The sequence below is a fragment of the Nocardia arthritidis NBRC 100137 genome, assembly GCF_001612765.1.
In the GTDB taxonomy this organism is placed as follows: domain Bacteria; phylum Actinomycetota; class Actinomycetes; order Mycobacteriales; family Mycobacteriaceae; genus Nocardia; species Nocardia arthritidis.
Genome location: NZ_BDBB01000015.1, coordinates 124,037 through 150,705, shown reverse-complemented (window position 1 = coordinate 150,705; position 26,669 = coordinate 124,037). Strand labels below are relative to the sequence as shown.

The following is a 26,669-nucleotide window of genomic DNA, read 5'->3' as shown; positions in this document are numbered from 1 at the left end:
CCGTTGATCTTGAAAAGCGTGGCCGTCACGCCTGGTGGCTGCCGGATTCCTCGGTCGCCAGCGTGTTTCGGCCTCGTTGGGTGATTTCGTAGCGGCCTTTTCGGGCTTCGGTCACGATGAGTTCGTGGCTGGACAGGTTCGCCAGAGCTTGGCGGGTGTTCCAACCGGTGAGGCCGGTCGACACCTTGATCTGATGTTCGGTGGGCATCCCTCCGCAGCTCGGCACCCGCAGGATTCGGACTTGTGCGACGGAGAGGCTTCCATGTTGCTGAGCCATGCGGCTATGTTGCTCGACGCACACAGCATCCGTAGGCGGGAAACGGACGGTCCGTTGAAGTCGGCCATCCGCCCAGAGCCCGGACCGGTCCACCGCGATCCAGCGTCCGAATCGGACCGGGACCTGGGCCGTTTCGGACCGAGCAGGGGAAAAGGGGAGTAATGGGGAAGGACGATCAGCCTGGTTCGACACTGCCGCGTCGGCAACTCGGCCGGGCGCTGCGGGAGGCGCGTGAAGGTGCGGGGTTCACGCTCGAACGCGCCGCGCAGCTCATGGAGATGGGCAAGACCTCGGTCGGCCGGATCGAGAAGGGGCAGAACGACAAGATCAGGCTGCGCGATGTGGAAGCCTTCGGCAATCTGTACGGCCTCGACGCGGATCACGTCGAGCAGCTCAAAGCCCTGGCGCAGCAATCAGCTACGAAATCGTGGTGGCAGGCATCGCGCAATCTGATTGTGCCTGGGTACAACACGTACCTGGGTTTGGAATCGGGGGCATCCGAACTCAACTTCTACCAGCCAGTGATCATTCCGGGCCTGTTGCAGACCAAGGGTTACGCGACGGCTGTCGAAGGGCCGATGCGATCGGACGAGACAGAAGGCGATATCGCACAGCGGGTTGCGCTGCGGTTACAGCGATCCGCAATCCTCACACGCACCCGCAGCCCGGTGCGAGCCGAGTTCATACTGCACCAGAGTGTGTTGCACACGATCGTTGACTCGCCTCGGACGATGTCGGCAGAATTGCGACATTTAGCTGACATGAGCACGCTGGAGAATGTCACCGTCCGAATACTGCCGTATTCGGCGGGCTACCCAGGCCATGTCGTGGCAACCCCGTACATCATTCTCGACTTCCCGCCGGACGGCCGGGGGTATACAGAGCCGCCGATCGTCTATAGCGAAACCACCATCGGAACAATGTTTTTCGAGGAAGACGACGATGTCAACCAGTTCCGAGTGCTTCACGAAACCCTCCAGGGCGCTGCCCTGGAGGAGCAACCATCAAGAGATCTTCTCAGGAAGATGGCAAGGAGTTACGAGCAGTGACCATCGACCTATCCGGCGCGCAGTGGTTCAAATCGGGCCGGAGCACTGGCAAAGAGGCGTGCATCGAAGTCGCCTGGCTGGAGGCGGGCCGTGTCGGTGTTCGCGATTCGAAGGATCCGACCGGTCCGGCGCTGATCTTCGCGCCGGGCCAGTGGGATGCCTTCGCCGCTGGTGTCCGGGGCGGAGAGTTCAACCGGCCGGGCTGAACAGGTCCCACCGACCGCAGCAGCGGCTCTGCATCCGGTCTGCATGGGGCCGGGGCAGGGCCGCTGCCTTCGCGAAGGACTGTCAGACTATGTCGGCCAGTGCCGGGGCAGGTGTGTCGGCCGTAGCTCGCACGACCTCCTTTCGGTGCAGGGCGTGGCTGCACGCGATGACGGCGAGGGCGGCGAGGCCGAGAACCACGCCGATCCAGGCCAGCGCCGCGTAGCCGAGGCCCGCGCCGATGGCCAGGCCGCCTATCCAAGGTCCTGCGGTGATGCCGACGTTGAACGAGGAGATGTTCGTGGCTGCCGCCAGGGTGGGCGCGTCGCCCGCGAGGGTGAAGACGCGGCTGTTCAAGGTCGGGTTGATGCCGAACCCGAAGGCTCCCAACAGGAATGACAACAGCACGACGGGCGCGGGGTGTTCCATCGTGAGGGCCAGCAGCGCCGAGGTGAGCACGCCGCCGGTGATGCCGACGTAGAGGCTGGTCAGCGGCCGACTGTCGGCGGTGCGCCCACCTACGGCGATGCCGAGGAACGCGCCGAGCCCGTAGATGCCGAGTACCACCGGGATCCAGCCGTCCGCCAAGCCGGTGGCGCGCGACAGCAGTGCGCCGAGGTAGGCGAAGGTGACCATCAGGGCGGCGATGGCCAGTGCGGTGGTGGCGTAGGACAGCCAGAGCGCGGGGCGCGTCATCGTGCGCAGTTCGGTGCGCATTCGGGTCGGTGCGTCGGTCCGTCCGCCGGGGATCTTCGCCAGCACGCCGATCCCGGCCGCCGCCGACAGCAGCGCTACCGCCCAGAACGCCGCCCGCCAACCCAGTTGCTGCCCGATCACGGTGCCCGCCGGGAGCCCGATGATGATGGCCAGGGTGAGCCCGCCCGCGACGACGCTCATCGCCTTGCCGCGCGCGGTGGCGGGCACCAGGCCGATCGCCGTCGTCGCCGCTACCGCCCAGAACCCGGCGTAGACGAACGCGCCGACCACTCGCGTCGCGAACAGCACCCAGTAGTCCGAGGTCAATGCACCGACGACGTGGGTGCCGACGAACGCAGCGAGAAAGGCGAGCAGCGCGGTGCGCCGCGACCAGCGCAGCGTCGCCACCGCCAGCACCGGCGCGCCCACCAGCATGCCGAGGGCGAACCCCGAGATGAGCAGGCCCGCGCGCGGCACGGAGACGCCCAGGTCCGCGGCCATCTCGGTGAGCAGGCCAGCGAGCATCAGCTCCGAGGTGCCCTGGGCGAAGATCGACAGACCCAGGACGTAGATCGCCACGGGCATCGGTACCTCCTTATATTGTACTGATCTATCCAAAATGAGGGCACGGCAAAGCCGTCGCCAGGGGGTGGAAGGTTCAGAGCGCGTCGAGCGCGGTAATCGCGATAGCGGCCAGCGTCTCGCGATCCGCTCCGCCGCGTGCGGCCACTCGCATGCCGCCGATGGTGGCGATCACGAAGTGGGCCAGGGCGGACGGGTTCTTGTCCGGTGCGATCTCGCCCGCGCGTCTGGCCGTCTCGAACGCGTCGGTCAGCACGGCGAGCCGTCGCTCCTGGTCGGCGGCGAGTACAGCGGCCAGTTCGGGGTCGCGCGGGGCCAACTCGATCGTCGAATTGACCACGAGACAGCCGAGTGGGTCTTCCTCGGGGGCCTCGACGATTTGCCACAGCAGTGCGTGGATCTTCGCGCGCACCTCCGTCCGGCTGTCGAGCAGGTCGAATGTCGCGGCGTTCTTGGTCGTCATGTAGCGGCGCAGGGCGCGCTCGAACAGGTCGCGTTTGCTGGTGAAGGTGTTGTAGATACTGCTGCGGCCCAGTCCGGTCGCGGCGCAGAGGTCTTCGGTGGAGGTCGCTTCGTACCCCGTGCGCCAGAACGCGTGCATCGCCGCGTCCAGCGCGCGGTCCTCGTCGAACAACCTGGGGCGTGGCATGGGTTCACGCTAGCACGGTTTTGAACAGATCGTTACAATATATCGTCAGGGGCTCCGACCTGGGGTGTCCGATGTGTAAGCGGCCGTTAAGCATTCGATTGGCGGGTTGGCGGACAGTTGTGGGCAAGTCGTCCACTCCAGAAAGAGGATCGTCATGCAAGCCATACTCCGGAGCCTGCGCCTGCTCGTACTCGGCGCCACCGTGCTCGCGGTCGCGTTCGCCGTGGCGGCGGCCGGCGCGGGCGCCGCGAACGCGGGGTCGGTGTACGAGATCGAGTTCGCGCCGGGGAGCGACCACACGTCGATCGACGGCGCGGTGGTTCGCGGCGACGCCGACACCTACGCGTTCGAGGCGCGGGCGGGTCAGACGCTGATCACGGAACTCACCTCGGTCGAGGGTAACGCGCGGTTCGCCACCACCGCGCCCGATGGAAGCGTCCTGTGCCTCGAGGAGACCTGGAGCCGGATCACCCTGCCGGGCAGCGGCTACTACACCATCTCGGTGGAGCCGAGTCGCGGCAACGCGACCTATACCTTGTCGGTCCGCATCGTCTGATCGTCAGGGCGACACCGCGACACCGAGTGTCTGGGCGACCAGGAAGCGGGGAGCGTGCTCCCCGTAGAACGACTCGGCGTCGCGGATCTCGAAACCGGCGTCTGTCACCAGGCCGCGAATGTCGCGGTTGAGGTGGCAGCCGCCGAACAGTCGTTTCTGGACCGGGTTCAGCCGGTTCTGCCACTTGCGCACCTTCTCGTCCGGCGCCAGCCCGTGTTCGACGAAATGCAGGGTTCCGCCGGGGACGAGCACTCGGCGCACCTCGGCGAGCGCGGCGGCGATGTCGGGGATGGTGCACATCGTCCAGGTCGACAGCGCGCAGTCGAAGGTGTCGTCCGGGAAGGGCAGCGCCTGCCCGTCCAGCCCGGCCCGCTCGATCGGCACGGTGGCGGCGGTGACGCGGTCGCTCGCCAGCCGCCAGCCCAGATCGGCGGGCTCGACCGCACGCACCGACGCGACCGTCGCCGGGTAGAACGGCACGTTCAGTCCCGAACCGAAACCCACTTCCACGACCTGCCCGTGCAGCCCGGCGCACGCCCGCTCGCGCAGCGGATCCAGGTCCCGCATCCCGCAGGCCAGGTTGACGATCCGGGGAACCACGTGCTCCGCATAGACACCCACGCCTACACTCTTGCAGGCATCGCCCGTCCGGGCCAGGGGTCCTACGGCCACAACCCGGCGGGTGTCCGCGCCCGGCTCGGTCACCGTGGTTGCGCGGACCACGTGAAGCGACTTCAGCCGGTTGGCCGGGCGGCCGGAACCGCACAAGCGGCTGTGGCGTGGGGTCGGGGTCTGTGTCCGGCGGCTCCGCACGTCGCTGTGATCGGGGTGGGCCTCCGTATCCGGTGGCCGCGCACGCCGCTGCGCCGAGGCCGGTATCCGTGTCCGGCGGGCCGGGCGTGCCCGTGCGATGCTGGCGCGGTGACTGTGTTCGAGGTGTGGGCGCCGCGGCCGGAGGCGGTGCGACTGGATCTGGAGGGTGTCGTCCACTCGATGACTCGGTCGCCGGACGGGTGGTGGCGCACCGATGTTCCGGCCGCGAGCGGAGCGAGGTACGGCTTCCTGCTCGATGACGACCCGACCGTGCTGCCCGATCCCCGCTCGCCGCGCCAGCCCGACGGGGTGCACGCCCGCTCGGCGCTGCACACCGTCGATCCGACGGGGTGGACCGACGCGGGCTGGACCGGGCGGCCGCACGCCGGTGCGGTCTACTACGAACTGCACATCGGAACGTTCACCCCCGAAGGCACCTTCGACGCCGCGATCGAAAGGCTGGACCATCTCGTCGGACTGGGCGTCACCGTGGTCGCAGTGATGCCGGTGAACGCCTTCGACGGCACGCACAACTGGGGCTACGACGGCGTGCTCTGGTACGCGGTGCAGGAGAGCTACGGCGGGCCCGACGGCCTCCAGCGCTTCGTGAACGCCTGCCATGTCCGCGGGCTGGCGGTCTGCCTGGACGTCGTCTACAACCATCTCGGCCCGTCCGGCAACTACCTGCCGCGCTTCGCGCCCTACCTGACCGAGGGCCACAACACCTGGGGGCGGAGTCTCAACCTCGACGGCCCGCAGTCCGACCATGTGCGCGGATACATCCTCGACAACGCGGTGCGCTGGTTGCGCGATTTCCATATCGACGCGCTGCGCCTGGACGCGGTGCACGCCCTGGTCGACCGCACGGCCACCCACCTGCTGGCCGAGCTGTCGGTCGCCGTCGAGCGGCTGGCCACCCACGTGCGCAGGCCGCTGACGCTGATCGCGGAGAGCGATCTCAACGACCCGAAGCTGATCACCCCGCGTGCGGCCGGCGGCTACGGACTGACCGCGCAGTGGAACGACGACCTGCACCACGCCGTGCACACCGCCGTCTCCGGTGAGCGGCAGGGCTATTACGCCGACTTCGGCTCGCTGCGCTGCCTGGCCCGCACCCTGAAGCACGGGTTCTTCCACGCCGCAACGTATTCCAGCTTCCGGGGCCGCACCCACGGCAGGCCGATCGATCGCGGCCTGATCCCGGGCAGCGCCCTGCTGGCCTACACCTGCGACCACGATCAGATCGGCAACCGGGCGCTCGGTGACCGCCCCAGCGCCTACCTGACCGACGGCCAGCTCGCGATCAAAGCCGCCCTCGTCCTGTGCGGCCCGTTCACGCCGATGCTGTTCATGGGGGAGGAGTGGGGGGCGCGCACACCGTTCCAGTTCTTCACCTCGCACACCGACCCAGAAATCGCCGCCGCCACCGCATCCGGGCGCAAGAAGGAGTTCGCCGCCCACGGCTGGCCCGCGGGCGAGGTGCCCGACCCGCAGGACGTGAAGACGTTCCTGCGCTCCAAACTCGACTGGACCGAGGCGGACGAGCCGGAGCACGCCCGGCTGCTGTCCTGCTATCGCGCCCTGCTCGCCCTGCGCCGCGACCGGCCGGAGCTCAGCGATCCCTGGCTGACCCACGTTTCGGTGGATTACGACGAGGCCGCGCGGTGGATCGTCGTGCGCCGGGGCACGCTGGCCCTGGTGTGCAACCTCGGCGAGGACCAGGTCGCGATCCCGATCGCTGGCATCCCGCTGCTGTCCTGGGAATCCCCGACGATCGGCCCTTCCGCCACAACCGTTCCCGGCCACTCGTTCACCCTGCTGGAAACCGCGCTGCCCGGCCCGCGCCGATAGCGTGGAACCCCAGCTCCGGGCCGCCTTTCGGGCAGTTTCGGGATAACGGCCGGGCAACTGTCCGAGACAGGAGCTTTGCCGGAATCGTCCCATGCCATTACCGTGGAGAGATGAGCAACGTCGCTTCCGGGGACCTCGCGGTTCTTCCCCCGGGGATGGGTGGCAGCGCAGCCGCCGAATTCGCACCGTTCGTGCGTGCTTTCGCACGGGCATTCGGCACTCGCCGGGGTGCGGGCGCGGCGTTCACGCTGCACCGGCACGGAGAGCCGCTGGTCGACATCTGGGTCGGTTCCGCGGGTGACGCTCCGTGGACCAGAGACACCGGCACGATCATCTTCTCGGCCACCAAGGGGATCGCCGCCACCGTCGTGCATCGTCTCGCCGACCGCGGGTTGCTCGACTACTCCGCGCCCGTCGCGCAGTACTGGCCGGAATTCGGCGCCAACGGCAAGCGCAAGATCACCGTCCGCCAGCTGCTCACCCACCGGGCGGGACTGTCCGCGCTGGCCCCGCTCGCCACCGGCGGACTGGCCGACGTGCTGGATCACGAGCTGATGGAGCAGCGCCTGGCCGCGGCGAAGCCCGACCGCCTACTCGGCGTGCCCACCTACCACGCGCTCACCTTCGGCTGGCTGGTCGGCGGCCTGACCCGCGCCATCACCGGCACGAGCCTGGCCGAACTGTTCCAAACCGAGGTCGCCGAGCCGCTCGGCATCGACGGTCTGCATCTGGGCAAGCCACCGGCCGGTGCGGCGATCACCTACGCGCCGCTGGCGGGCACCCAGCTGAGCATGCTCGGAAGGCCGCTGGGGGCCGCGGTTCTCGGCCGTAGCCACCGGATTCCCGGCGCGCTCGGCGCGGCCACCCGCTGCCTGTTCCTGCCCGGTCTGGAAGCTATTCTCGAGGGCGCCAGCCCGCCGATCCTGGAGACCGAACTCGGCGCGGGCAACGGTGTGTGCACCGCGCCCGCGCTGGCCACGATGTACGGCGCGCTCGCGGGCGACGGCACTGTGGCGGGCAGCAGGTATCTCGGCCGCCGCACTATGAAGGCGCTGCGCCGCGTGGAGACCTATCAGCCCGACCGCGCGCTGTTCTACCTGCCGATGATGTGGCGGCTGGGCTACCACTCGCTGCCGGCGCCGGGTGCCCACGCCGGGTTCGGGCACATCGGGCTCGGCGGTTCCTTCGGCTGGGCCGAACCCCGACTGGGCCTGTCGGTCGGCTTCGTGCACAACCGGTTGTCCGCCGCGCAGATCGGCTACGACCAGACGGCGGCGTTCTGGCTGTTGCCGCTCATGATGAACTGCCTGCGCGCTTCCCGCCGCCGGATACCGGCGGCGCAAACGCCCAAGGCGGCCTGACCCGGCGGCGGGTCCGGCTGAGGTGGGTCGACCCGCCGAGGATGGGGCTCAGGCCGGGGCGACCCGCCGGACATCCCGCTCGGGTCGGCTCGAACCGCTGGACAATTCGCTCAGGTCAGATAGCGATAGGCCGGAGAATCGGGCTCGAGGCGCTCGCACTGGATCGGGGAATGGCGCATCCGCTCCAGCAGCGGCCCCAGCCCGTTCGGCGCGCCGAGTTCGATGCCGACCAGCGCCGCGCCCGTCTCCCGGTTGTTGCGCTTGACGTACTCGAACAGGGTGATGTCGTCCTCGGGGCCGAGTACCTCGTTGAGGAAACGGCGCAGCGCGCCGGGTTCCTGCGGGAAATCCACCAGGAAGTAGTGCTTGAGGCCGCTGTGCACGAGCGAGCGTTCGATGATCTCGCCGTAGCGGGACACATCGTTGTTGCCGCCGGACACCAGGCACACCACCGTGGAGCCGGGCTCCACGCTGATCTCCGCCAGCGCCGTCGTGGTGAGCGCGCCCGCGGGCTCGGCGATGATGCCCTCGTTCTGGTACAGGTCGAGCATGGTCGTGCAGATCGCGCCCTCGTCGACCTGCATCATCTGGAAAGCGCCCGCGCCCCTGGGCGACTCGGTGACGGTCAGCAGCGGCAGCGAGGCGTGCGAGACCACTCGCCCGCCGAATCCGGCCACCGCGGCGTACGGCACGGCGCCGACCCGGCGCACCGCTGCGCCGTCCACGAAGGGGTCGATCTCCGGCAGCGTGACCGGACCGCCCGCCACCAGGGCCGCCGTCATCGACGCGGCGCCCGCGGGCTCTACGCCCAGGATGGCGGTGCGCGGGGAACGCGCCCGCAGGTAGGTGCCGATACCGGCCAGGCAGCCGCCGCCGCCCACCGGCACGATCACCAGGTCCGGCGTACCGTCCAATTGCCCCAGGATCTCCGCGGCGATGGTGCCCTGACCGGCGGCGGTGCGCGCGTCGTCGAACGGCGGCACCATGGTCGCGCCGGTGCGCTCCACGTCGGCGGCGGCGGCCGTGGCGGCGGCGTCGTAGGTCTCGCCGACCGCGATCAGCTCGACGAACTCGCCGCCGTGTACCCGGATGCGATCGCGCTTCTGCTTCGGTGTCGTGGTCGGGACGTAGATGCGGCCCTTGATCCCCATCGTCTGACAGGCGAACGCCACGCCTTGGGCATGGTTGCCCGCGCTGGCCGCGACCACGCCCGCGGCGCGTTCGGCCTCGGTCAGCTGGATCACCAGGTTGTAGGCGCCGCGCAGCTTGTAGGAGCGAACCGCGCTGAGGTCTTCGCGTTTCAGATAGACGTTCGCCCCGGTGAGCTTGGACAGCCGCTCGCTGTGCTGGAGCGGCGTCGGATCGATGACGTCGGCAATTCGCTTGGCGGCAGCATCGATCTCGTCCGCGGTGAGCGCGGGGCGAGAAGCGGACAGTGCGTCGAGGACAGCAAGCGGATCGGACACCCGAATCATGGTGCCACCCGCGGCAGCGGTGAGCTGCGGCGGGTGGCAATGACACGCTGGGCTACCTGCGTAGGAACTACCTGGGTGTGAGGACGAAGACGGGGATCTGGCGGTCGGTCTTGGTCTGGTAGTTCGCATAGTCCGGCCACACCTCGACAGCGCGCTCCCACCACTGTGCCTTCTCCTCGCCGAAGACCTCGCGCGCGGTGTAGTCCTTGTTGACCGTGCCGTCGCGCAACTCAACGTGCGGTTCGGCCTTGATGTTGTAGTACCAGACAGGGTGCTTCGGCGCGCCGCCCAAGGAGGCGACCACCGCGTACTCGCCGTTGTGCTCGACTCGCATCAGCGGAGTCTTGCGCAGCTTGCCGCTCTTCGCGCCCTTGGTGGTGAGCAGGATGATGGGCTTGCCCTGCAAGGTCGCGCCCTCGGTGCCGCCGGAGTTCTCGTACTTCTCGGCTTGCTCGCGGGCCCAGTCGGATGTGCTCGGTTCGTATTCACCTGTCAGTGGCATGTCTGCCGCAACGCCGCGGCGAATCGGTGTGTTCCCCGCGACAAAAGTTCGCTGGCCCGAACTTCTGATTCCGACTACCCTGAGGAGATGGCGGTCGTTCACTCTTCGGCGCGCGGCACCACGATCGACATCGCCGGTAGCGCGTGGCCGGCCTACAAGCTCGACGCACTCGTCGTCGGGCTGGCGACCTGCCTGGTCCTGGTCCTGATCACGGGCTCGCCGCAGATCGCGGTGCTGGCGGCGGCGGCGCTCGCGGCGGCGCGGTGGCTGATCGGCCTGGCGCTCGCGGGTCTGGGCGAGCGGCCCGGCGACATGCCGTAGCTTCCCCCGCATTAACGCTTTCCCGTCTCACGCGATGAATTCGAGTAGTGGAATACGCGGGTTTCGGTGGGACGCCGGCGGGAGGATCAGCGCATGAAACGTCTCGTTGTATGTTGCGACGGCACTTGGAAGGCCGAGTCGAGCAGCACGGTGTCGAACATCGTCAAGATCGCGCAGACGATCCGGTTCGACGCGCCGGGCCCGGCGGGGGAGACGATCCAGCAGTGGGTCACCTACGTCTCCGGCCCGGGCGCCCGCGGCTTCCTCAGCGATCGCCTGCTGGGCGGCGCCTTCGGACTCGGCCTCGAGGCGAACCTGTCGTCCGCTTACTGGCATCTCGCCCTGAACTGGGAAAAGGGCGACGAGATCTACATCTTCGGCTTCAGTCGCGGCGCCTTCACCGCGCGCAGCCTGGCCGGCCTGATCAGCAGGATCGGGATCATGACCCCGGAAGCGATGATCGCGGGCAAGTACCCGGACGCCTTGCGCATCTATCGGCAGCGCCCGCCCGCGCCGACGCCCGAGGACCCGGATCCGGCCGAGCCGGAGGAATGGCAGGAGTTCCGCCGGAAGAACTGCAGGAGAGCGAAGATCGACTTCCTCGGCGTGTTCGACACCGTCGGCGCGCTGGGCGTCCCCGGCGTCACCTCGCTGCGGCACCGCTTCCACGACGTCAAGCTCTCCCGCCATGTGCACTGCGCCCGCCAGGCGCTGGCCATCGACGAACGGCGGCGCAACTTCGAACCGTCCGTGTGGGAGGTACCGGTCGAACCGACCGTGAAGTACCGGCGCGGTTTCGAGCGGGTCAAGCAGGTGTGGTTTCCCGGCGTGCACACCGATATCGGCGGCGGCTACGCCGAATGCGGCCTGTCCGACGCGACGTTGCAATGGATGGTCCGGGAGGCGGAGTCGGTCGGGCTGGCCTTCGACCGGGATCGGCTGGACGCGCTGTCCAAGCGCTGCGACACCACCAAGGGTGATCACATGCGGCTGCACGATTCGCTGAGCATCGGCTACCGCGTTCTGAATGTGGTGCGCACCCTGCGCAATCCGCGCAGCCGCCGCTTCCACTGGGATTCCTGGCGGCGGATCGCCACGCCCACCGATTCAGGCGTCCGGCTGTCGGTCAGCACGCGGGACGCGCTGGACTATCATCCCGCGAATCTACGGCGCTGGCGCGAAGAGTTGGGCGGCGTGATCCCGGAGAAGACCTTCGAGCAGGTGCGCGGCGTATTCGCGAAGGAACTCGAGCGGGTTCCCGCGGTGCCCGACGCGCCCCCGCTCGAGCTCTCAGCGCACCAGTAGCGCCACGGGCAGCCTGCCGAACATCTTCTCCAGCCTGGCCCGGCCCTGGAAGGTGTGGCCGGTCAACCGGTCGGTCCAGCTGCCCGCGGGCAGGTCGAGGAACGTATCGCCCCACCCGGTCTCGGCCAGGCTCACGCTGTGCCGGGTGGCGGCGACGATGACCTCGGGCGGTTCACCGGTGCGGCCGCGGGCATAGGACACCACCTTGGCCGCGTGGTCGCCGGTGGCGAACAGCGGCCGGTAGGTGCCGCCGACGAAGCAATCGGGACGCTCGCGGCGCAACCACAGCGCGTAGGCGACGATCCACATCTTCGCCGCGCCGGTGGTGTCCAGCGCCGGTGTGCCGGTGAGCGACTGGAGCATGCCCGCGCGGGCGGCGAAATCCACCGGCCTGCGGTTGTCCGGGTCGACGAGGGAGTCCTCCCACAGCTCACAACCCTGATAGACGTCCGGAATGCCCGGTCCGCACAGTTGCAGCAGTTTCTGCGACAGCGAGTCCGACCAGGCGTGCGGGGCCAGCTCGTGCACCAGGTCGCCGAGCTCGGAGCCCACCGGCCCGTCGATCACCGCGTCCAGCCACGCGTGCACGGCGGACTCGAACTCGGCGTCCGGCTCCTCCCAGGAGGTCTTGGTATTCGCCTCCCTGATCGCTTTCTCGGCGAACGCGTGCAGGCGTTCGCGCAGGCCGGGCACCGAGGCGGCGGGCCTGCCGTCCGCGGGCCACACGCCGAACATGTTCTGCAGCAGGAACAGCGCCGTCGCGCCGTCCGGCGCAGGAGCGGTCTCCAGCCAGGAGTCGACGCTGCGCGCCCAGGTCTCCGCGGCCTGGGACAGGACGCCGATGCGGGCGCGCACGTCCTCGCCGCGTTTGGTGTCGTGCGTGGACAGAGTGGTCAAGGTCGCGGGCCACAGCTGCGCGCGCTGGCTGTTGGACAGGTGGAACTCGTTGAGCGAGTGACCGAAACGCGCCGGGTTGCCGCCGACCTCCTGCAACGAGACCAGCCGCGCGGCCTGATAGAACATGGTGTCCTCGACCGCCTTCGCGGTCACCGCGCCGCAGACCTGGCTGAAGCGCACCGCTGCGGCACCGTCGGCGGCCAGCGCCGCGACCAGGACCGCCAGCGGCGCGGTGAGCTCGCTGTTGCGCTTCTCCACCTCGGCGATCACCGCGCCCGCCATCCCGGCCAGCGGAGCGTAGTCGGCCCGGTACACCGGCATGAACGCCAGCACCTCGATGGTGGCGTTGGTCAGCGCCATGGTGTCGAAGCTCTCGGCGTTCGCGTCCTGTTTGATCGCGGCGACCAGCCGCCGGATCTCCGGCGTCAGGATGGTTTCCGCGACCGCTCGCTTGATCCGGTGCTCGGTCTCGCCGATCCAGGCCCGGTCGCTGCCGTGCCCGGCGACCCGGCGCGAGAGTTCGGTGAGCGCGTGTTCGCCGCGCGGATCGATCAGCACGCCGCCGAAATCGGCCAGGGCCTCGTAGCCGGTGGTGCCGTCGATCGGCAGCGTCGCGTCCAACGGCTCGCGGTTGGCCAGGATCTTCTCCACCAGCAGCAACCGGTGCGGGCCGATCAGCCTGCGCAACCGGGTCAGATAGCCTGCCGGATCGGCCAGACCGTCGGGATGGTCGATGCGCACGCCGTCGATCAGGTCGTGCTCGCACCACGCGGCGAGTTCCCGGTGGGTGACCTCGAAGACCTCGGGGTTCTCCTGCCGGATCGCGGCCAGGCTGCTGACCGCGAAGAACCTCCGGTAGGTGCACAGCCCGGCCTTCCAGCTCACCAGCCGGTAGTGCTGCTTGTCGTGGATGCGCAGGGCGTTGTCGCCGTCGGTGCCCGGTGCGATCGGGAAACGCAGATCGTGCAGCGCGAGCATGGGTTCGGCGCCGGAGCGGTCCACGGTCAAGGCCGCCGGATCGTTCTCGCTCTGCAACACCGGCAGCGCCAGCCGTCCGCCCGCGCCGTTGCCGGGACTCCAGTCGATGTCGAAGTACGACGCGAACCTGGACTCTTGACCGTTCCGCAGGACGTCCCACCACCAGGCGTTCTGTCGCGGATCGGCCACGCCGACGTGGTTGGGCACCAAGTCCACGATCAGTCCCATGCCGCGGCTGCGCACCTCGTCGGCGAGGGCCTTGAGCCCGGTCGGCCCGCCGAGGGCGGCGGAGACCGTGGTCGGGTCGGTGACGTCGTAGCCGTGCGTCGAGCCGTGCGTCGCGGTCAGGATCGGCGAGAGGTAGAGATGCGAAATGCCCAGCTGCTGGAGGTATTCCGCGATGGCGCGCGCTTCGGCGAAGGTCAGTGCGTCCGGTCGTAGCTGGAGCCGGTAGGCGCTGCGGATCGTCGTCTGGCGGGCGGGCTTGCGTCGCAGCGATACCGGGTCGGTCACGTGCATCTCGGTGGAATCGGGTGGGTTCATCGGCATTCTGGTCAGGCGGCCTGGCGGAGGACGAGGAGACAGCGAGCTTCGACGGTGACGGTCGCGCCACCGGGGTACCCGGCGTCGGCCAGGCCGGTCGGCGTCGAGCAATCCAGTGCCACCGACCATTCCCCGCCGTCGCCGGTGCGGGGTAGCACGAAGTCGATGGCCTCGTCGTGGGCGTTGAAACACAACAGGAACGAGTCGTCGGTGATCCGTTCGCCGCGGGGACCGGGCTCGGGAATCGCCTCGCCGTGGAGATAGACCGCCAGCGACTTGCCGAATCCGCTGTCCCAGTCCGCTTCGGTCATCTCCTCGCCGGAGGGGGTGAGCCAGGCGATGTCGCGGGCGTGGCCCGCCGAACGGGTCGGGCCGCCCGCCAGGAAGCGGCGGCGCCGGAAGACCGGGTGCTCGGTGCGCAACGCGATCACCGCGCGGGTGAATTCGAGCAGCTCGGCGTTCTCCTCCCGCAGCGACCAGTCCATCCAGGCCAGCGGCGAGTCCTGGCAGTAGACGTTGTTGTTGCCGTGCTGGGTGCGGCCCATCTCGTCGCCGTGCGCGAGCATCGGCACACCCTGGCTGAGCATCAGCGTCGCGAGCAGGTTGCGGCTCTGCCTGGCGCGCAGGGCGAGGATGTCCGGATCGTCGGTCGGCCCTTCGACGCCGCAGTTCCACGAGCGGTTCCAGCTCTCGCCGTCCCGGTTGTCCTCGCCGTTGGCCTCGTTGTGTTTCTCGTTGTAGGACACCAGGTCGTGCAACGTGAATCCGTCGTGCGCGGTGACGAAGTTGATGCTCGCGCTCGGCCTGCGGCCGGTGGCCTCGTAGAGGTCCGAGGAGCCGGTGAGCCGAGAGGCGAACTCACCCAGTGTCGCCGGTTCACCGCGCCAGTAGTCGCGCACGGTGTCGCGGAACTTGCCGTTCCATTCCGTCCACAGGCCGGGAAAATTGCCGACCTGGTAGCCGCCCTCGCCGACATCCCACGGTTCGGCGATGAGCTTGACCTGGCTCACCACCGGATCCTGCTGCACCAGGTCGAAGAAGGTCGACAGCCGGTCCACGTCGTGCAGCTCCCGCGCCAGCGTCGCGGCCAGATCGAAGCGGAAGCCGTCGACGTGCATCTCCAGCACCCAGTAGCGCAGCGAGTCCATGATCAGCTGCAAGGTGTGCGGGTGGCGCACGTTGAGGCTGTTGCCGGTGCCCGTGTAATCCATGTAGTGCGAGGGATCGTCGTCCACCAGGCGGTAATAGGCGGCGTTGTCGATGCCGCGGAAGCCGATCGTGGGACCGCGATGGTTGCCCTCGGCGGTGTGGTTGTAGACCACATCGAGGATCACCTCGATGCCCTCGGCGTGCAGTGCGCGCACCATCGCCTTGAACTCGGTGACCGCCGACCCGGCGCGGTCCATCGTCGCGTACCCGTTGTGCGGCGCGAGGTAGCCGAAGCTGTTGTAGCCCCAGTAATTGCGCAGTCCCTGGTCCAGCAGCACACGATCGTGCAGGAACTGGTGCACCGGCATCAGCTCGATCGCGGTGACGCCCAACCCTTTCAAGTGATCCACGATCGCGGGGTGCGCGATGCCCGAGTAGGTGCCGCGCAATTCCTCGGGCACGTCGGGATGGGTCATCGTCATGCCCTTGACGTGCGCCTCGTAGATCACGGTCTCGTGGTAGGGGCGGTTGGGCGCGCGGTCGGCGCCCCAGTCGAAGTACGGGTTGATCACCACGCCGGTCATGGTGTGGCCGAGCGAGTCCAGTCCGTAGGTGTAGAGCGAGGGGTCATCGTCGAAGTCGCCGTCGAACGCCTTGCCGTACGGATCGAGCAGCAACTTGCTCGGGTCGCAGCGTAAGCCGCGGTCGGGGTCGTAGGGGCCGTGCACCCGGAATCCGTAGCGCTGACCGGGATCGATCGCGGGAAGGTAGGCATGCCAGACATAGCCGTCGACCTCGTCGAGCGCGATCCGCGTCTCGGCGCCGTCCCCGTCGATCAGACAGAGTTCGACCGCGTCGGCAACCTCCGAGAACACCGAGAAATTGGTGCCCGCGCCGTCGTAGGTGGCCCCGAGGGGATAGGCGGTGCCGGGCCAGACACCCAGTGGGGTCGCGTCGCCGGGCGCTGCGTCGGGCTGAGCCATGGCAACGACAGTAGCGCCAGCGGGGCACTCCGCAGTGCGGGTGGTTCCAGCCGACCGGATCAGGGGAGGTCGAAAGCGTTTTCCGGCCAGCGGCGGCGGTAGCCGAGAAGTACCGCGACGCGCTCGAGACCGCCGGGTGCGGCCCGTCGCGGGAAGGCCGGACAGCGGCCCGCTCGGGCGGGAAACGGCCGAACTCCGCCGACCTGCTCGAGGTAGCCAACCAGCTCGGGTGCTAACTTGAACGGCGTTCAAGCCGCCCCGGACGGCCGGGGCCGTGACGCGAGGATTCCTGTGGCACTGACCCCCGACGAGATCACCGCACTCGACGCCGAACACGTCTGGCATCCCTACGGTGGCTTCCCCGCGACGACCGAACCGCTGGTGGTGGCCGCCGCCGCGGGCACCAGGCTGACCTTGGCCGACGGCCGCGAGCTGGTCGACGGCATGAGTTCCTGGTGGGCCGCCATCCACGGATACCGGCATCCGGTGCTCGACGCCGCGCTGGTCGACCAGTCGCGGCGGATGAGTCACGTGATGTTCGGCGGGCTCACCCACGAGCCCGCGGCCCGGCTGGCCGCACTGCTGGTCGAATCGACACCGGCCGGGCTGGACAAAGTGTTCCTGTGCGACTCCGGCTCGGTGTCGGTCGAGGTCGCCGTGAAGATGTGCCTGCAGTACTGGCGCTCGCTGGGCAAGCCGGAGAAACGGCGGCTGCTCACCTGGCGCGGCGGGTACCACGGCGACACGTTCACGCCGATGAGTGTGTGCGACCCCGAGGGCGGCATGCACTCGCTGTGGACCGACATCCTGGTGAACCAGGTGTTCGCGCCGGTGCCGCCGAGTGAGTACCGGCCGGAGTACGCGGCGGAACTGGAGCGCCTGATCGCCGCGCACGCGGGCGAACTCGCGGCGGTCGTGGTTGAGCCGCTCGTCCAGGGGGCGGGCGGGATGCGCTGGCACCACCCCGGCTATCTCACCGACCTGCGCAGGCTGTGCGACGAACACGGCGTGCTGCTGGTCTTCGACGAGATCGCGACCGGATTCGGCCGCACCGGAACGCTGTTCGCGGCCGACGTGGCAGGGGTGAGCCCGGATGTGATGTGCGTGGGCAAGGCGCTGACCGGCGGCTATCTCACCCTCGCCGCGGCCCTGTGCACCACGCGGATCGCCGAGACGATCAGCGCGGCGCACGGCGGGCTCATGCACGGTCCCACGTTCATGGGCAACCCGCTGGCCTGCGCGGTCGCCGTCGCGTCGATCGAGTTGCTGCGCTCGCGCGACTGGCGCGGCGAGGTGGCCCGGATCGAGGCGGAGCTGGCGGCGGGCCTGGCTCCGGTGCGCGGCCTGCCGGGCGTGGTGGAGGTGCGGGTGCTCGGTGCGATCGGCGTGATCGAGCTGGACCGTCCGGTGGACATGCGCGCCGCGACCGACGCCGCGGTGGCCGCCGGGGTGTGGCTGCGTCCGTTCCGCAACCTGGTGTACACCATGCCGCCGTTCATCAGCACGTCCGGCGACATCGCGACGATCACCGCCGGGATGCGCGCCGCGGTGGCCGCGCAGACCGCTCGGTGACCGGTCAGGCGATCCACGGCGGGACGATCGTGCCGTCGCCGTCCGGTGTTCCGGCGCGGGCGCCCGCCGGTGCGGTGACGATGGCGGTGAAGCCGTTCCGGGTGCGCACCTGCCGCAGGACATTCGCCGGGAGGATCACCGTATCGCCCTCGGCGGCAGTGAGTTCCGTGCCGTCGAGCGCGATGTCGGCGCCTCCCGCGAGGACGGTCCAGATCTGTTCGGCGTCGATGAAGTGCAGCGGTCCGGCCGTGTCCGCGGGTACCTCGACCCGCCACAGCGCGAGCCCGGAGCCGCCCTGGGTGGGAGAGGCGAGTGTGGTCATGACGCCGCCGGCGGTTTCGGTGCGGCGGGTGTCGGAGTGTCGGATGACGGTCATCGGGCTACCACCTAAGATAGACAACATGGTTGTCTATATAGTCAACGAGGTTGTCCATCATGTCAAGTGACGCGGGTGGTTACGAGTTGCCGCTGCGCATGCTGCTCGGTTTCCGTGCCGTGGTCGACGAGGTGCACGCCGAACTGGCCGAGCACGGGCATGTCGAGTTGCGGCCGATGCACGGGTTCGTCTTCCAGGCGGTCGGCCGCGCGGGCGGACCCTACGGCTGCACGGCCGCGGACCTCGGGCGCGCGCTCGGCGTCTCGAAACAGGCCGCGGGCAAGCACATCGAGACGCTCGAGCGGCTGGGCTACCTGCGTCGCGGGCACGATCCGACCGACGCTCGCCGCAAGGTCTACACGCTGACCGAGCGCGCCGAGGACGTCTTGACCCGATCGGCGCGCGCCTTCGACCGGATCCACGACCGCTGGGCGAACCTGCTCGGCGCGCACCGGCTGGCCGAGTTGGAACGCGATCTGCGCGTGCTGACGCCCGGTGAGGTGTTCCGGCTCGATACGCCGAATTGGTTCACCGGTCCGTGAGCTTGTCGTGCGGGGTGCCGGGGATCTCCGGACGATCGCTGTCCGACACCATCTCCCACACCCGGAAGATGCAGTGGTAGTCGTCCGACCAGCCGCGAACCATCAGCAAGTAGGTGTCGCCGTCGCGCAGGACGATGCGGCGGCCGCGCAGTTTGGGATGTTCCGGGGTGTAGGTGGGCAGCACGCCGGCCAGCTTCGCCAATGCCTGTGCGCGCGTACCGACCACTTCGGTGAGAATCCGGGGTGACCAGCGCTTTTGCTCCCCCGAGCCCGTTGTTTCCTCGACGACTATCGCCCACCGCGGCATCCGGCTGTGTTCCTCCCCGGTGAAACTTCGCCACCGCAGGCCGGTGACAACCACCAACGTTGGCTCAACGGTACCAGCGGGCCAGTGGGTGGGCGTCCTGAACAGCGTTCAAGTATGCTGCGGAGCTGTGACTACCGATCCGCTGAGCTGGTTGGACGAACGCGCGTCCGCGCGCGCGGCCGCGGGACTGCGCCGCGAGCTGCGCCCGCGCGCCGCACAGGCGTCGTCGATCGATCTCGCCTCCAACGACTACCTGGGCCTGGTCCGCCACCCCGAGGTGATCGAAGGCGCCATCGACGCGGTGCGCCGCTGGGGCGCGGGGGCGACCGGGTCGCGCCTGGTCACCGGCACCACCGCGGAGCACGAACTGCTGGAGACGGAGCTGGCCGAATTCGTCGGCGCCGAAGCGGGACTCGTGTTCGCATCCGGGTACGCGGCCAACCTGGGCGCGGTCACCGCGCTCGCCGGGCGCGGCTCGCTGGTGATCTCCGACGCCGCTAGTCACGCCTCGCTGGTGGACGCGTGCCGGCTGTCGCGCGCCCGGGTGGAGATCGCGCCGCATCTCGACGTCGCGGCGGTGGACCGGCTGCTGTCGGAGCGCACCGAGGAACGCGCGCTCGTACTCACCGATTCGGTGTTCAGCGCCGACGGCGATCTCGCGCCACTGACCGAACTGCTCCGGGTGACCAGGGCCAACGGGGCGGTGCTCGTGGTGGACGAGGCGCACGGCCTCGGCGTGCGCGGCGCGGGCGGGCGCGGGCTGGTGCACGAGTGCGGGCTGGCCGGGGCGCCGGACCTGGTGATCACCGCCACGCTGTCGAAATCCCTTGCCGCGCAGGGCGGTGTGGTGCTGGCCAGTGCGCGGGTGCGCGCCCACCTCATCGATGCCGCGCGCACGTTCATCTTCGACACCGGTCTCGCGCCCGCCGCCGTCGGCGCCGCGCGGGCCGCGCTGCGCCTGCTGCGCTCCCAACCGGAGCTGGCCGATCGGGTGCTGAACCGCGCCGCCGACATCGCCCGGATCGCCGGGGTGCCCACGCCGCCGTCGGCGGTAGTGTCGGTCGTGCTCGGCCCGGCGCAGGTGGCCTTCGACGCCGCTCAGGCCTGCCGGGCACGCGGGCTGGACGTGGGTTGCTTCCGTCCGCCGACGGTTCCAGAAGGCACGTCGCGACTGCGCCTGACCGCTCGGGCGAACCTCACCGCGGTCGAACTCGATGCCATCGCGGCGGTGCTCGGCGAGGTGCTGGCCGAGGCGCGAGAGGCGGTGCCCGCGTGACCGTCCTGCTGATCACCGGAACCTCCACCGACGTCGGCAAGACCGTCGTCACCGCGGCCGTCGCCGCCGTCGCGCGGGCAAGCGGTCGTTCGGTGGCGGTGTGCAAGCCGGGCCAGACCGGTGTCGCGGCAGGCGAACCGGGTGACCTCGCCGAGATCGAGCGGCTGTCGGGCGTCACCCGGACGGTCGAACTCGCCCGCTACCCGGACCCGCTGGCGCCCGACACCGCAGCACGCCGCGCCGGGCTGCCCGAGCTGACGCTCGCCGACACCGCCGCCGCCGTCGACTCCCTCGCGGACGCCGACCTGGTCCTGGTCGAGGGCGCGGGCGGACTGCTGGTGCGCCTGGGCGATTTCACCTTGCTCGACCTCGCCCAGAAACTCGGCGCACCCGTCCTGCTGGTCACCGCCGCCGGGCTGGGCACGCTCAACCACACCGAACTGACCACCCGCGCACTGCAATCGGCGGGCGTGCGGTGCGCGGGCCTGGTGATCGGCTCCTGGCCCACCGAACCGGACCTCGCCGCCGAGTGCAACCGCACCGATCTGTCCCGCGTCACCGGCGTCGACCTGGTGGGCTCGGTGCCGGAAGGCGCGGGCGGCTGGCAGCGCGCGCGATTCACCGCCGCCGCCGCGGGGTGGTTCGATCCCGCCTGGTCACCTTTTCGCTGACGAGCCGGACCGGTTGGCGACATACCTACGACGAACCCACCGGCACCGGCAAGACCACCGCGCACAGTGACACCCACCACGGCGCGTTCCGCACGGCTGTTCCGTACGAACAGTGAGGCAGATCATCTCGTGCGAACCCGTCGACCCTGCGGCGACCGGTGAGCAAAACCATCACCTGCTCGCTGCACGACCCCGGGGGCGGCACCGATGTCGAAGTCAGTGCACGCCGCTGTGGCCGGAAGCCGTCGCGCCCGAAGACAAAGACTCGGTCGGTGCGTCTCGTCGGGCAAACTCGCGGCCATGCGCGCGGCGGCACGCTGAGCGGTAGCGGGTTCGTGGCGACCCTCCGCACCCGTGCCTACAGTGGGATGGATGTCGCCGATGGACGCCCGGCACCCGTCCACCGTCTCCGACTGGGACGACGCGCGACGCCGAGCTCGGCTGCGGGACACGAGCCTGGGGCACGGGTGGAAGACGTTGCGCCGTACCAAGGTGACGCTGCTTCGGGTGGCCGCACTGCTGCTGGCCGGACTCGTGGTGTTCGCGCAGTACTGGAAGTACGACGTCGCGCCGGAACAAGCGCGGCTGGCGCGCACCGAGCCCGCCATCCTGCCCGTCGCCCCGCCGGCGGACTCGCAGAACTGGGACACCGTCGTGGTGGACCTGGTCGGGCTCGGCGGTCTCGATGCCAGTGACATCGCCGCCGCGCTGCCCGCGCTGCGCCGGATGGGCATGGTGTGGGCGATCCGCTACGACAACCAGGGCATCGACACCAAGGTGATCGCCGACCTCATCGTCCGCGCCGCCGAACTGTCCGGCCTGCGCAATGTCGTGCTCGTCGGCCACAGTATGGGCGGCGTGATCGCGCTCGAGGTCGCCGAGCACATCCACCGCGACAGCGACCGCAGGCTGGCCGGGGTCATCCTGGACTGCACACCGGTGGACTTGAACGCGGTCCGTCCGGAGAGCCGCGGTCGCGGGGAGGACATGCTGCGCTGGATGGGCTGGCTGCCCGGCGCCCGGGAAAGCCGCAGCCTGCGGCTGGCCGTGGAGACCTACGCCCGCCGGGACCGTTTTCTCGACCGCGGCGACGGGCCGTTCGGGCTCGAGTTCGGCAAGCTCGGCGAGGTGCTGGCGGAAGTGATGCGGGACAAGATCGTCTCACGCGACGCCGCGAGCAACGGTCTGATCGAATCCCAGTTCACCGCGATCGTGGCCGGTGGCGCGACCCACGACTTGCGCACTCTGGCCCAGCCCGTGGCGGACAAGCCGCGACCCGCCATCGTCTTCATCCGGCCGCGCGACGCGAGCTCCGACCGCGTGGTCGACGTCGAGTATTCCCACCGGGCGCTGATCGAGCGATCCGGCGGCGTGGACGGCACGCTGCTGGTGGTGCTCGCGCGAAACACCGGGCACGCCAACCCGATGCAGCGCCCACGGGAATACAACACGGTGATCGAGCAGCAGATTCTGCCGTTCCTGCAGCGCTACCAGCAGCAGGTCCGGTCGACGATGGTGGCCGCGCCGCCGCGCTGAGGGGTTCGAACCAGGCTGAGACAAACCGTATCCCGGCCGGTTTGCCCTTGCTGTAATTCGCCTATGTTCCGACCAAGTACGTTCCGGTCCGGCCGCCGCGGCCGCACGACCGCCGCATTGCTCGCCGTGGCAACCGTTGCGACACTCGGACTCACCGGCTGCGCTGAGGACGACGAGCCGGTCGGTCCCACCGCCGACGGACCACTGCCCACCGAGGTTCCCGCCGGGACCACTCTCGTAATCGCCGACCAGTCCGAGCGCCTGCAGTCCGTGCTGCGCATCTCCGGCGAACTCGACAAGCTTCCGTTCGAGGTGGAGTTCGCCAACTTCGTCGGCGGCCCCGCCATCCTGGAGGCGTTCCGCGCGGGCGCCGCCGACGTCGCGCAGGTCGGCGACGTCCCGCCGATCCACGCACTGGTGGCGGGGCAGGACGTGCCGATCGTCGCGTCCTACCAGACCAGCACCACCGCCTTGAAACTCGCGGTGGCGCCGGGCAAGTCGGTGCCGAAGCTCACCGATCTGAAGGGCAGGAAGATCGCCTACGCCGAGGGCACGGCCCAGCAGGCCGCCGTGCTGCGCGCCATCGACAAGGCCGGGCTCACCACCTCCGACGTGCAGCTGATCCGGCTGCAACTGGCCGAGTTCCCCGACGCCGTGCGCACCGGCCAGGTCGATGTCGCGCCGCTGATCGAACCGAACGTCACCCGGTTCCTGCGCACACCGGGCGCCTCGCTGGTCCCCGACTCCGAGACCGCGGGCATCTACGGCGGCCTCGCCTACCTGTATGCCCGCCGCGCCGTCGTGCGGGACCCGGCGAAGGCGGCCGCCACCCGCGCGTTGGTCGGTGCGTTCGTCCGGGCCTACCAGTGGGCCAACACCCACCCGGAGGAGTGGGCACGCCGGTACTACGTGGAGAACCAGAAGGTGAGCGCAGACGACGCCGAGCGCATCGTGGACTCACTGGGCACCTATGTCTTCCCGCATCTGGACCAGCAGCTCGTCGACCGCCAGCAGTCCACCATCGATGCCATCGCCAAGGCGGGCGAACTGCCCGAGAAGGTGCGGGCGGCCGACGGTTTCGACCTGCGCTTCGACGCCGCGATCACCCAGGCGGTCACCGAGAGCGGCGCGTCGTTCGAACCGAAGGCACGATGATGGCGACCCTGGACGCCGCGGTACTGCGCCGCATCGGCCTCGGCCGCTCCGCGCAGCCGGTTCTGGCGAAACGCAAACCGGCCCGGCCGCGCCTGGGGCCGGGCCGCCCGATCCCGTTCGGCATCGCGGTGGGCCCCGCGCTGCTGGTCGCCGCGTGGGTGGCCGGTTCCGCCACGGGCGCATTGGATCCGGAAACCCTGCCCGCACCGTGGACGGTCGCCGAGACCGCCGGTGACCTGATCGCCGACGGCCGGCTGCAGGGCAATCTGCTGACCTCCGTGCAGCGCGCCGCGATCGGTCTCGGGCTCGGCGTGGCGATCGGCCTGGTCCTGGCGCTGCTGGCCGGGCTGAGCCGCGTCGGTGAAGCTTTGGTGGACGGGCCGATCCAGATCAAGCGCGCCATTCCCACCCTCGCGCTGATCCCGCTGTTCATCGTGTGGTTCGGCATCGGCGAGGAGATGAAGCTGGTGGTGATCACCACCAGCGTGGCGATCCCGATCTACCTGAACACACACGCGCACCTGCGCAGCGTCGACGCCGGGTACGTGGAACTCGCCCAGACGGTGGGGCTGTCGCGGTGGGGATTCGTCGGGCGGATCGCGCTGCCGGGATCGCTGCCCGGCTTCTTCACCGGCCTGCGGCTGGCCGTCACCATCTCGTGGCTGGCGCTGGTCGTGGTGGAACAGGTCAACGCCACCAGCGGCATCGGCTACCTGATGACCCAGGCCCGCACCTACGGCCAGATCGACATCATCGTCGTCGGCCTCGTGATCTACGGCCTGCTCGGCCTGTTCGGCGACATCCTGGTGCGCGCCGCGGAAAGGAAGGCGCTGTCATGGCGGCAGACACTCGGGGACTGAACGTCGTGCGCGCCCGGCGGCTGCGCCGTGGCTTCGGCGACCGGGTGGTGCTGCGCGACCTCGATATCGACATCGCCCGCGGCGAGTTCGTCGCACTGCTCGGCCGCAGCGGGTCGGGCAAGAGCACATTGCTGCGGGCGCTGGCCGAATTGGACTACGACGTGCCGGGATCCGGCGAGCTGAGCGTGCCCGCCGAGCGTTCCGTGGTGTTCCAGGACTCCCGATTGCTGCCCTGGTCGCGCGTGCTGGACAACGTGACCCTCGGTCTCGGTGGTTCGGACGCGGCCGGTCGTGGTCGTGCGGCACTGGCGGAAGTCGGGCTCGCAGGCCGGGAGACAGCCTGGCCCAAGGAGCTGTCCGGCGGCGAGCAACAGCGCGTGGCCCTGGCGCGTTCGCTGGTGCGCGAACCCGAACTCCTGCTGGCGGACGAGCCCTTCGGCGCGCTGGACGCGCTCACCCGGATCAAGATGCACGCGCTGCTGCAAGACCTGTGCGCGAAGCACCGGCCCGCCGTCCTGCTGGTCACCCACGACGTGGACGAGGCGGTGCTGCTCGCCGACCGCGTCCTGGTGCTCGACGACGGGCTCATCGCGGTGGACCAGCGCATCGACCTGGAACGTCCCCGCCGCCACGGCGATCCCGCGTTCCTGCGGCACCGATCCCTGCTGCTGGCCGGCCTGGGCGTCGAGGTCGCGAACACACCTACCGACGAGAAGAAAGCCTCATGACGACCGCACCGCGCCAACTCAGCCTCAACGCCTTCATCTACCCCTCCGGCCATCACGAGGCCGCTTGGCGCCATCCGTGGAGCAGCCCCGAGCGGATCTACGACGTCGCCTACTACCAAGAGATCGGACGGACCGCCGAAGCGGCGAAGCTGGACGCGGTGTTCTTCGCCGACGGTCCCGCGCTGCGCACCAACGTTCGGCACAACGCGGCCTCCGGCCTGGAGCCGATCACCCTGCTCACCGCGATCGCCACGGCGACCACGCATCTCGGCCTCATCGCCACCGCCTCGACCACGTACTACGAGCCCTACAACCTGGCCAGGCTGTTCTCCACGCTGGACCACATCTCCGGCGGGCGCGCGGGCTGGAACATCGTGACCACCGGAACCGATCTCGCCGCGGCGAACTTCGGCCTGGACAAGCATCCCGACCACGCCGAACGGTACGCGCGAGCACGGGAATTCGTGGACGCCGTGGTCGCGCTGTGGGACAGCTGGGAGGACGACGCCATCGTCGATGACCGGGCCTCCGGCGTGTACGCCGATCCGGACAAGATCCATCCGATCGACTTCGAGGGCGAATACCTGCGGGTGCGCGGGCCGTTCAACGCACCGCGCACCCCGCAGGGCTACCCGGTGCTGGTGCAGGCGGGCGCGTCGAACGAGGGCCGGGCGTTCGCGGGCAAGTACGCCGAGGCGATTTTCACCGCGCATCAGCGGCTCGGCGACGCGCAAGCGTTCTACGCCGACATCAAGGAACAGGCCCGCGGTTTCGGGCGCGATCCCGAGCACGTCAAGATCCTGCCCGGGATCAGCCCGTTCATCGCCGACACCGAGGCCGCGGCCAAGCGATTGGAACAGGAGTTCAACGAGCTCACCGTGCCGGAATACGGCTTGGCCCAGCTGGAGGGCATCGTCGGGATCAGCCTGCGGCACCTGCCGCTGGACGAGCCGATCCCGGTCGAGTTGTTCGACGCCGCGGGCGATGTGACCGACAACGGGCAGAGCCGGTTGCAGGTCGTCGCGGGCATCGTGCAGCGCGAACGGCCGACCGTGCGCGGTCTGCTGCACCGCCTCGCGGGCGCGCGCGGTCACCGGGTCTTCGCCGGAACGCCCGAACAGGTCGCCGACACCATCGAGGAATGGTTCCGCAAAGGCGCCGCCGACGGCTTCAACGTGATGCCGCCGTACTACCCGGGCGGACTGGAAGTCTTCGCCGAAACGGTCGTGCCGATCCTGCAAGAGCGCGGACTGTTCCGCACCGAGTACACCGGCACCACCTTGCGCGACCACTTCGGCCTGCCCCGCCCCGACAGCCGCTTCGCCCGCCGGCCCGCGCTGACGCGGTGAACGGCGCGGAGCCTCGCAGCCGCGGGGCGGTTTCCGGTCGGCGGAATTGTCACTACTGGCGGGTGTCGACAGGGATGCTGCCCGGCTTGCGTCGGTATGGTGCTGC

General features: G+C 69.5%; 26 protein-coding genes. 16 read left to right on the top strand and 10 right to left on the bottom strand.

Annotated features, from left to right (window positions below):
- Positions 1-25: 25 nt before the first annotated feature.
- Positions 26-208 carry a hypothetical protein gene (locus tag NA8_RS12725; protein ID WP_063050574.1) on the bottom strand — a complete coding sequence of 61 codons (183 nt, stop codon included), beginning with the start codon at positions 206-208 and terminating at the stop codon, positions 26-28.
- Positions 209-438: 230 nt separating this feature from the next.
- Here NA8_RS12725 and NA8_RS12720 point away from each other — a divergent pair, with 230 nt between their 5' ends.
- Complete coding sequence (locus NA8_RS12720; protein WP_063050573.1) at positions 439-1,326, top strand: helix-turn-helix domain-containing protein; 888 nt, start codon at positions 439-441, stop codon at positions 1,324-1,326.
- Positions 1,323-1,532 (top strand): DUF397 domain-containing protein, encoded by a 210-nt coding sequence (locus NA8_RS12715; RefSeq protein WP_063050572.1) that lies wholly within the window; start codon positions 1,323-1,325, stop codon positions 1,530-1,532. The genes NA8_RS12720 and NA8_RS12715 overlap by 4 nt, the downstream gene beginning before the upstream one ends.
- Before the next feature lie 82 nt (positions 1,533-1,614).
- Here the strand turns inward: NA8_RS12715 and NA8_RS12710 are convergent, their stop codons facing one another.
- Entirely contained in the window at positions 1,615-2,811 is a 1,197-nt protein-coding gene (locus tag NA8_RS12710; protein ID WP_063050571.1) for a Cmx/CmrA family chloramphenicol efflux MFS transporter, read from the bottom strand.
- A gap of 73 nt (positions 2,812-2,884) precedes the next feature.
- Positions 2,885-3,457, bottom strand: a complete 573-nt coding sequence (locus tag NA8_RS12705; protein WP_063050570.1) for a TetR/AcrR family transcriptional regulator — start codon at positions 3,455-3,457, stop codon at positions 2,885-2,887.
- A gap of 154 nt (positions 3,458-3,611) precedes the next feature.
- Here NA8_RS12705 and NA8_RS12700 point away from each other — a divergent pair, with 154 nt between their 5' ends.
- Positions 3,612-4,013: a hypothetical protein gene (locus NA8_RS12700; protein ID WP_063050569.1), complete on the top strand. Its 402-nt coding sequence runs from the start codon at positions 3,612-3,614 to the stop codon at positions 4,011-4,013.
- A 3-nt stretch (positions 4,014-4,016) separates the two neighbouring features.
- Here the strand turns inward: NA8_RS12700 and NA8_RS12695 are convergent, their stop codons facing one another.
- Positions 4,017-4,634 (bottom strand): class I SAM-dependent methyltransferase, encoded by a 618-nt coding sequence (locus NA8_RS12695; RefSeq protein WP_063050568.1) that lies wholly within the window; start codon positions 4,632-4,634, stop codon positions 4,017-4,019.
- Between the two features lie 300 nt (positions 4,635-4,934).
- On the opposite strand from NA8_RS12695, the gene treZ reads away from it, so the two are divergent.
- Complete coding sequence (gene treZ / locus NA8_RS12690) at positions 4,935-6,677, top strand: malto-oligosyltrehalose trehalohydrolase (protein WP_157106667.1); 1,743 nt, start codon at positions 4,935-4,937, stop codon at positions 6,675-6,677.
- A gap of 110 nt (positions 6,678-6,787) precedes the next feature.
- Complete coding sequence (locus NA8_RS12685; RefSeq protein WP_063050567.1) at positions 6,788-8,038, top strand: serine hydrolase domain-containing protein; 1,251 nt, start codon at positions 6,788-6,790, stop codon at positions 8,036-8,038.
- 110 nt (positions 8,039-8,148) lie between these two features.
- Here NA8_RS12685 and ilvA read toward each other — a convergent pair whose 3' ends face one another.
- Both ilvA and NA8_RS12675 read right to left on the bottom strand, forming a co-directional pair.
- A complete protein-coding gene (gene ilvA / locus NA8_RS12680; RefSeq protein WP_157106666.1) occupies positions 8,149-9,513 on the bottom strand; it encodes a threonine ammonia-lyase IlvA in 1,365 nt (454 codons plus the stop codon).
- A 67-nt stretch (positions 9,514-9,580) separates the two neighbouring features.
- Complete coding sequence (locus NA8_RS12675; protein WP_063050566.1) at positions 9,581-10,015, bottom strand: nitroreductase family deazaflavin-dependent oxidoreductase; 435 nt, start codon at positions 10,013-10,015, stop codon at positions 9,581-9,583.
- An 87-nt stretch (positions 10,016-10,102) separates the two neighbouring features.
- Here NA8_RS12675 and NA8_RS12670 point away from each other — a divergent pair, with 87 nt between their 5' ends.
- On the top strand, positions 10,103-10,336 hold the full coding sequence (locus NA8_RS12670) for a hypothetical protein (RefSeq protein WP_063050565.1): 234 nt from the start codon (positions 10,103-10,105) through the stop codon (positions 10,334-10,336).
- 93 nt (positions 10,337-10,429) lie between these two features.
- The gene (locus NA8_RS12665) at positions 10,430-11,641 is read left to right on the top strand and encodes a T6SS phospholipase effector Tle1-like catalytic domain-containing protein (RefSeq protein WP_084466738.1); all 1,212 of its coding nucleotides are present in this window, start codon (positions 10,430-10,432) and stop codon (positions 11,639-11,641) included.
- Here the strand turns inward: NA8_RS12665 and treY are convergent.
- On the bottom strand, positions 11,627-14,035 hold the full coding sequence (gene treY, locus NA8_RS12660) for a malto-oligosyltrehalose synthase (RefSeq protein ID WP_063050610.1): 2,409 nt from the start codon (positions 14,033-14,035) through the stop codon (positions 11,627-11,629). The genes NA8_RS12665 and treY overlap by 15 nt on opposite strands.
- Before the next feature lie 35 nt (positions 14,036-14,070).
- Entirely contained in the window at positions 14,071-16,191 is a 2,121-nt protein-coding gene (gene glgX / locus NA8_RS12655) for a glycogen debranching protein GlgX (protein ID WP_063050564.1), read from the bottom strand.
- A 291-nt stretch (positions 16,192-16,482) separates the two neighbouring features.
- On the opposite strand from glgX, the gene NA8_RS12650 reads away from it, so the two are divergent.
- Positions 16,483-17,763, top strand: a complete 1,281-nt coding sequence (locus NA8_RS12650) for an adenosylmethionine--8-amino-7-oxononanoate transaminase (RefSeq protein ID WP_063050563.1) — start codon at positions 16,483-16,485, stop codon at positions 17,761-17,763.
- Positions 17,764-17,767: 4 nt separating this feature from the next.
- Here the strand turns inward: NA8_RS12650 and NA8_RS12645 are convergent, their stop codons facing one another.
- A complete protein-coding gene (locus tag NA8_RS12645) occupies positions 17,768-18,139 on the bottom strand; it encodes a cupin domain-containing protein (protein WP_063050562.1) in 372 nt (123 codons plus the stop codon).
- 59 nt (positions 18,140-18,198) lie between these two features.
- Here NA8_RS12645 and NA8_RS12640 point away from each other — a divergent pair, with 59 nt between their 5' ends.
- The gene (locus NA8_RS12640) at positions 18,199-18,681 is read left to right on the top strand and encodes a MarR family winged helix-turn-helix transcriptional regulator (protein ID WP_157106665.1); all 483 of its coding nucleotides are present in this window, start codon (positions 18,199-18,201) and stop codon (positions 18,679-18,681) included.
- On the opposite strand, the gene NA8_RS33730 is transcribed toward NA8_RS12640, so the two are convergent.
- Positions 18,668-19,042 (bottom strand): hypothetical protein, encoded by a 375-nt coding sequence (locus tag NA8_RS33730; protein ID WP_157106664.1) that lies wholly within the window; start codon positions 19,040-19,042, stop codon positions 18,668-18,670. The two genes, NA8_RS12640 and NA8_RS33730, sit on opposite strands and share 14 nt — an antisense overlap.
- Before the next feature lie 73 nt (positions 19,043-19,115).
- On the opposite strand from NA8_RS33730, the gene NA8_RS12630 reads away from it, so the two are divergent.
- The 7 genes from NA8_RS12630 to NA8_RS12600 all read left to right on the top strand — a co-directional run bounded on the left by NA8_RS12630 (position 19,116) and on the right by NA8_RS12600 (position 26,563).
- The gene (locus NA8_RS12630; RefSeq protein WP_063050560.1) at positions 19,116-20,264 is read left to right on the top strand and encodes an 8-amino-7-oxononanoate synthase; all 1,149 of its coding nucleotides are present in this window, start codon (positions 19,116-19,118) and stop codon (positions 20,262-20,264) included.
- A complete protein-coding gene (gene bioD, locus NA8_RS12625; protein ID WP_063050559.1) occupies positions 20,261-20,935 on the top strand; it encodes a dethiobiotin synthase in 675 nt (224 codons plus the stop codon). The genes NA8_RS12630 and bioD overlap by 4 nt, the downstream gene beginning before the upstream one ends.
- 372 nt (positions 20,936-21,307) lie before the next feature.
- Positions 21,308-22,471 (top strand): alpha/beta hydrolase, encoded by a 1,164-nt coding sequence (locus NA8_RS12620; protein WP_063050558.1) that lies wholly within the window; start codon positions 21,308-21,310, stop codon positions 22,469-22,471.
- A gap of 63 nt (positions 22,472-22,534) precedes the next feature.
- On the top strand, positions 22,535-23,626 hold the full coding sequence (locus NA8_RS12615) for an ABC transporter substrate-binding protein (protein ID WP_084466737.1): 1,092 nt from the start codon (positions 22,535-22,537) through the stop codon (positions 23,624-23,626).
- The gene (locus NA8_RS12610) at positions 23,626-24,486 is read left to right on the top strand and encodes an ABC transporter permease (RefSeq protein WP_157106672.1); all 861 of its coding nucleotides are present in this window, start codon (positions 23,626-23,628) and stop codon (positions 24,484-24,486) included. The genes NA8_RS12615 and NA8_RS12610 overlap by 1 nt, the downstream gene beginning before the upstream one ends.
- Positions 24,462-25,214, top strand: coding sequence for an ABC transporter ATP-binding protein (locus tag NA8_RS12605; RefSeq protein ID WP_174550073.1), 753 nt, complete (start codon positions 24,462-24,464; stop codon positions 25,212-25,214). Before NA8_RS12610 ends, NA8_RS12605 begins: the two co-directional genes overlap by 25 nt.
- Complete coding sequence (locus NA8_RS12600; RefSeq protein WP_063050557.1) at positions 25,211-26,563, top strand: LLM class flavin-dependent oxidoreductase; 1,353 nt, start codon at positions 25,211-25,213, stop codon at positions 26,561-26,563. The genes NA8_RS12605 and NA8_RS12600 overlap by 4 nt, the downstream gene beginning before the upstream one ends.
- The last annotated feature ends 106 nt before the right edge of the window (positions 26,564-26,669 follow it).

What these genes read in the sequence shown, in the direction of transcription:
- ilvA (WP_157106666.1), bottom strand. Translation starts at nt 9,513, where the DNA reads ATGATTCGGGTGTCCGATCCGCTTGCTGTCCTCGACGCACTGTCCGCT.
- NA8_RS12620 (WP_063050558.1), top strand. Translation starts at nt 21,308, where the DNA reads ATGTCGCCGATGGACGCCCGGCACCCGTCCACCGTCTCCGACTGGGAC.
- NA8_RS12605 (WP_174550073.1), top strand. Translation starts at nt 24,462, where the DNA reads ATGGCGGCAGACACTCGGGGACTGAACGTCGTGCGCGCCCGGCGGCTG.
- glgX (WP_063050564.1), bottom strand. Translation starts at nt 16,191, where the DNA reads ATGGCTCAGCCCGACGCAGCGCCCGGCGACGCGACCCCACTGGGTGTC.
- NA8_RS12615 (WP_084466737.1), top strand. Translation starts at nt 22,535, where the DNA reads ATGTTCCGACCAAGTACGTTCCGGTCCGGCCGCCGCGGCCGCACGACC.
- treY (WP_063050610.1), bottom strand. Translation starts at nt 14,035, where the DNA reads ATGCACGTGACCGACCCGGTATCGCTGCGACGCAAGCCCGCCCGCCAG.
- NA8_RS12685 (WP_063050567.1), top strand. Translation starts at nt 6,788, where the DNA reads ATGAGCAACGTCGCTTCCGGGGACCTCGCGGTTCTTCCCCCGGGGATG.
- NA8_RS12700 (WP_063050569.1), top strand. Translation starts at nt 3,612, where the DNA reads ATGCAAGCCATACTCCGGAGCCTGCGCCTGCTCGTACTCGGCGCCACC.
- NA8_RS12710 (WP_063050571.1), bottom strand. Translation starts at nt 2,811, where the DNA reads ATGCCCGTGGCGATCTACGTCCTGGGTCTGTCGATCTTCGCCCAGGGC.
- NA8_RS12645 (WP_063050562.1), bottom strand. Translation starts at nt 18,139, where the DNA reads ATGACCGTCATCCGACACTCCGACACCCGCCGCACCGAAACCGCCGGC.
- NA8_RS12725 (WP_063050574.1), bottom strand. Translation starts at nt 208, where the DNA reads ATGCCCACCGAACATCAGATCAAGGTGTCGACCGGCCTCACCGGTTGG.
- NA8_RS12675 (WP_063050566.1), bottom strand. Translation starts at nt 10,015, where the DNA reads ATGCCACTGACAGGTGAATACGAACCGAGCACATCCGACTGGGCCCGC.
- NA8_RS12705 (WP_063050570.1), bottom strand. Translation starts at nt 3,457, where the DNA reads ATGCCACGCCCCAGGTTGTTCGACGAGGACCGCGCGCTGGACGCGGCG.
- NA8_RS12600 (WP_063050557.1), top strand. Translation starts at nt 25,211, where the DNA reads ATGACGACCGCACCGCGCCAACTCAGCCTCAACGCCTTCATCTACCCC.
- NA8_RS12720 (WP_063050573.1), top strand. Translation starts at nt 439, where the DNA reads ATGGGGAAGGACGATCAGCCTGGTTCGACACTGCCGCGTCGGCAACTC.
- NA8_RS12665 (WP_084466738.1), top strand. Translation starts at nt 10,430, where the DNA reads ATGAAACGTCTCGTTGTATGTTGCGACGGCACTTGGAAGGCCGAGTCG.
- NA8_RS12640 (WP_157106665.1), top strand. Translation starts at nt 18,199, where the DNA reads ATGTCAAGTGACGCGGGTGGTTACGAGTTGCCGCTGCGCATGCTGCTC.
- NA8_RS12610 (WP_157106672.1), top strand. Translation starts at nt 23,626, where the DNA reads ATGGCGACCCTGGACGCCGCGGTACTGCGCCGCATCGGCCTCGGCCGC.
- NA8_RS12670 (WP_063050565.1), top strand. Translation starts at nt 10,103, where the DNA reads ATGGCGGTCGTTCACTCTTCGGCGCGCGGCACCACGATCGACATCGCC.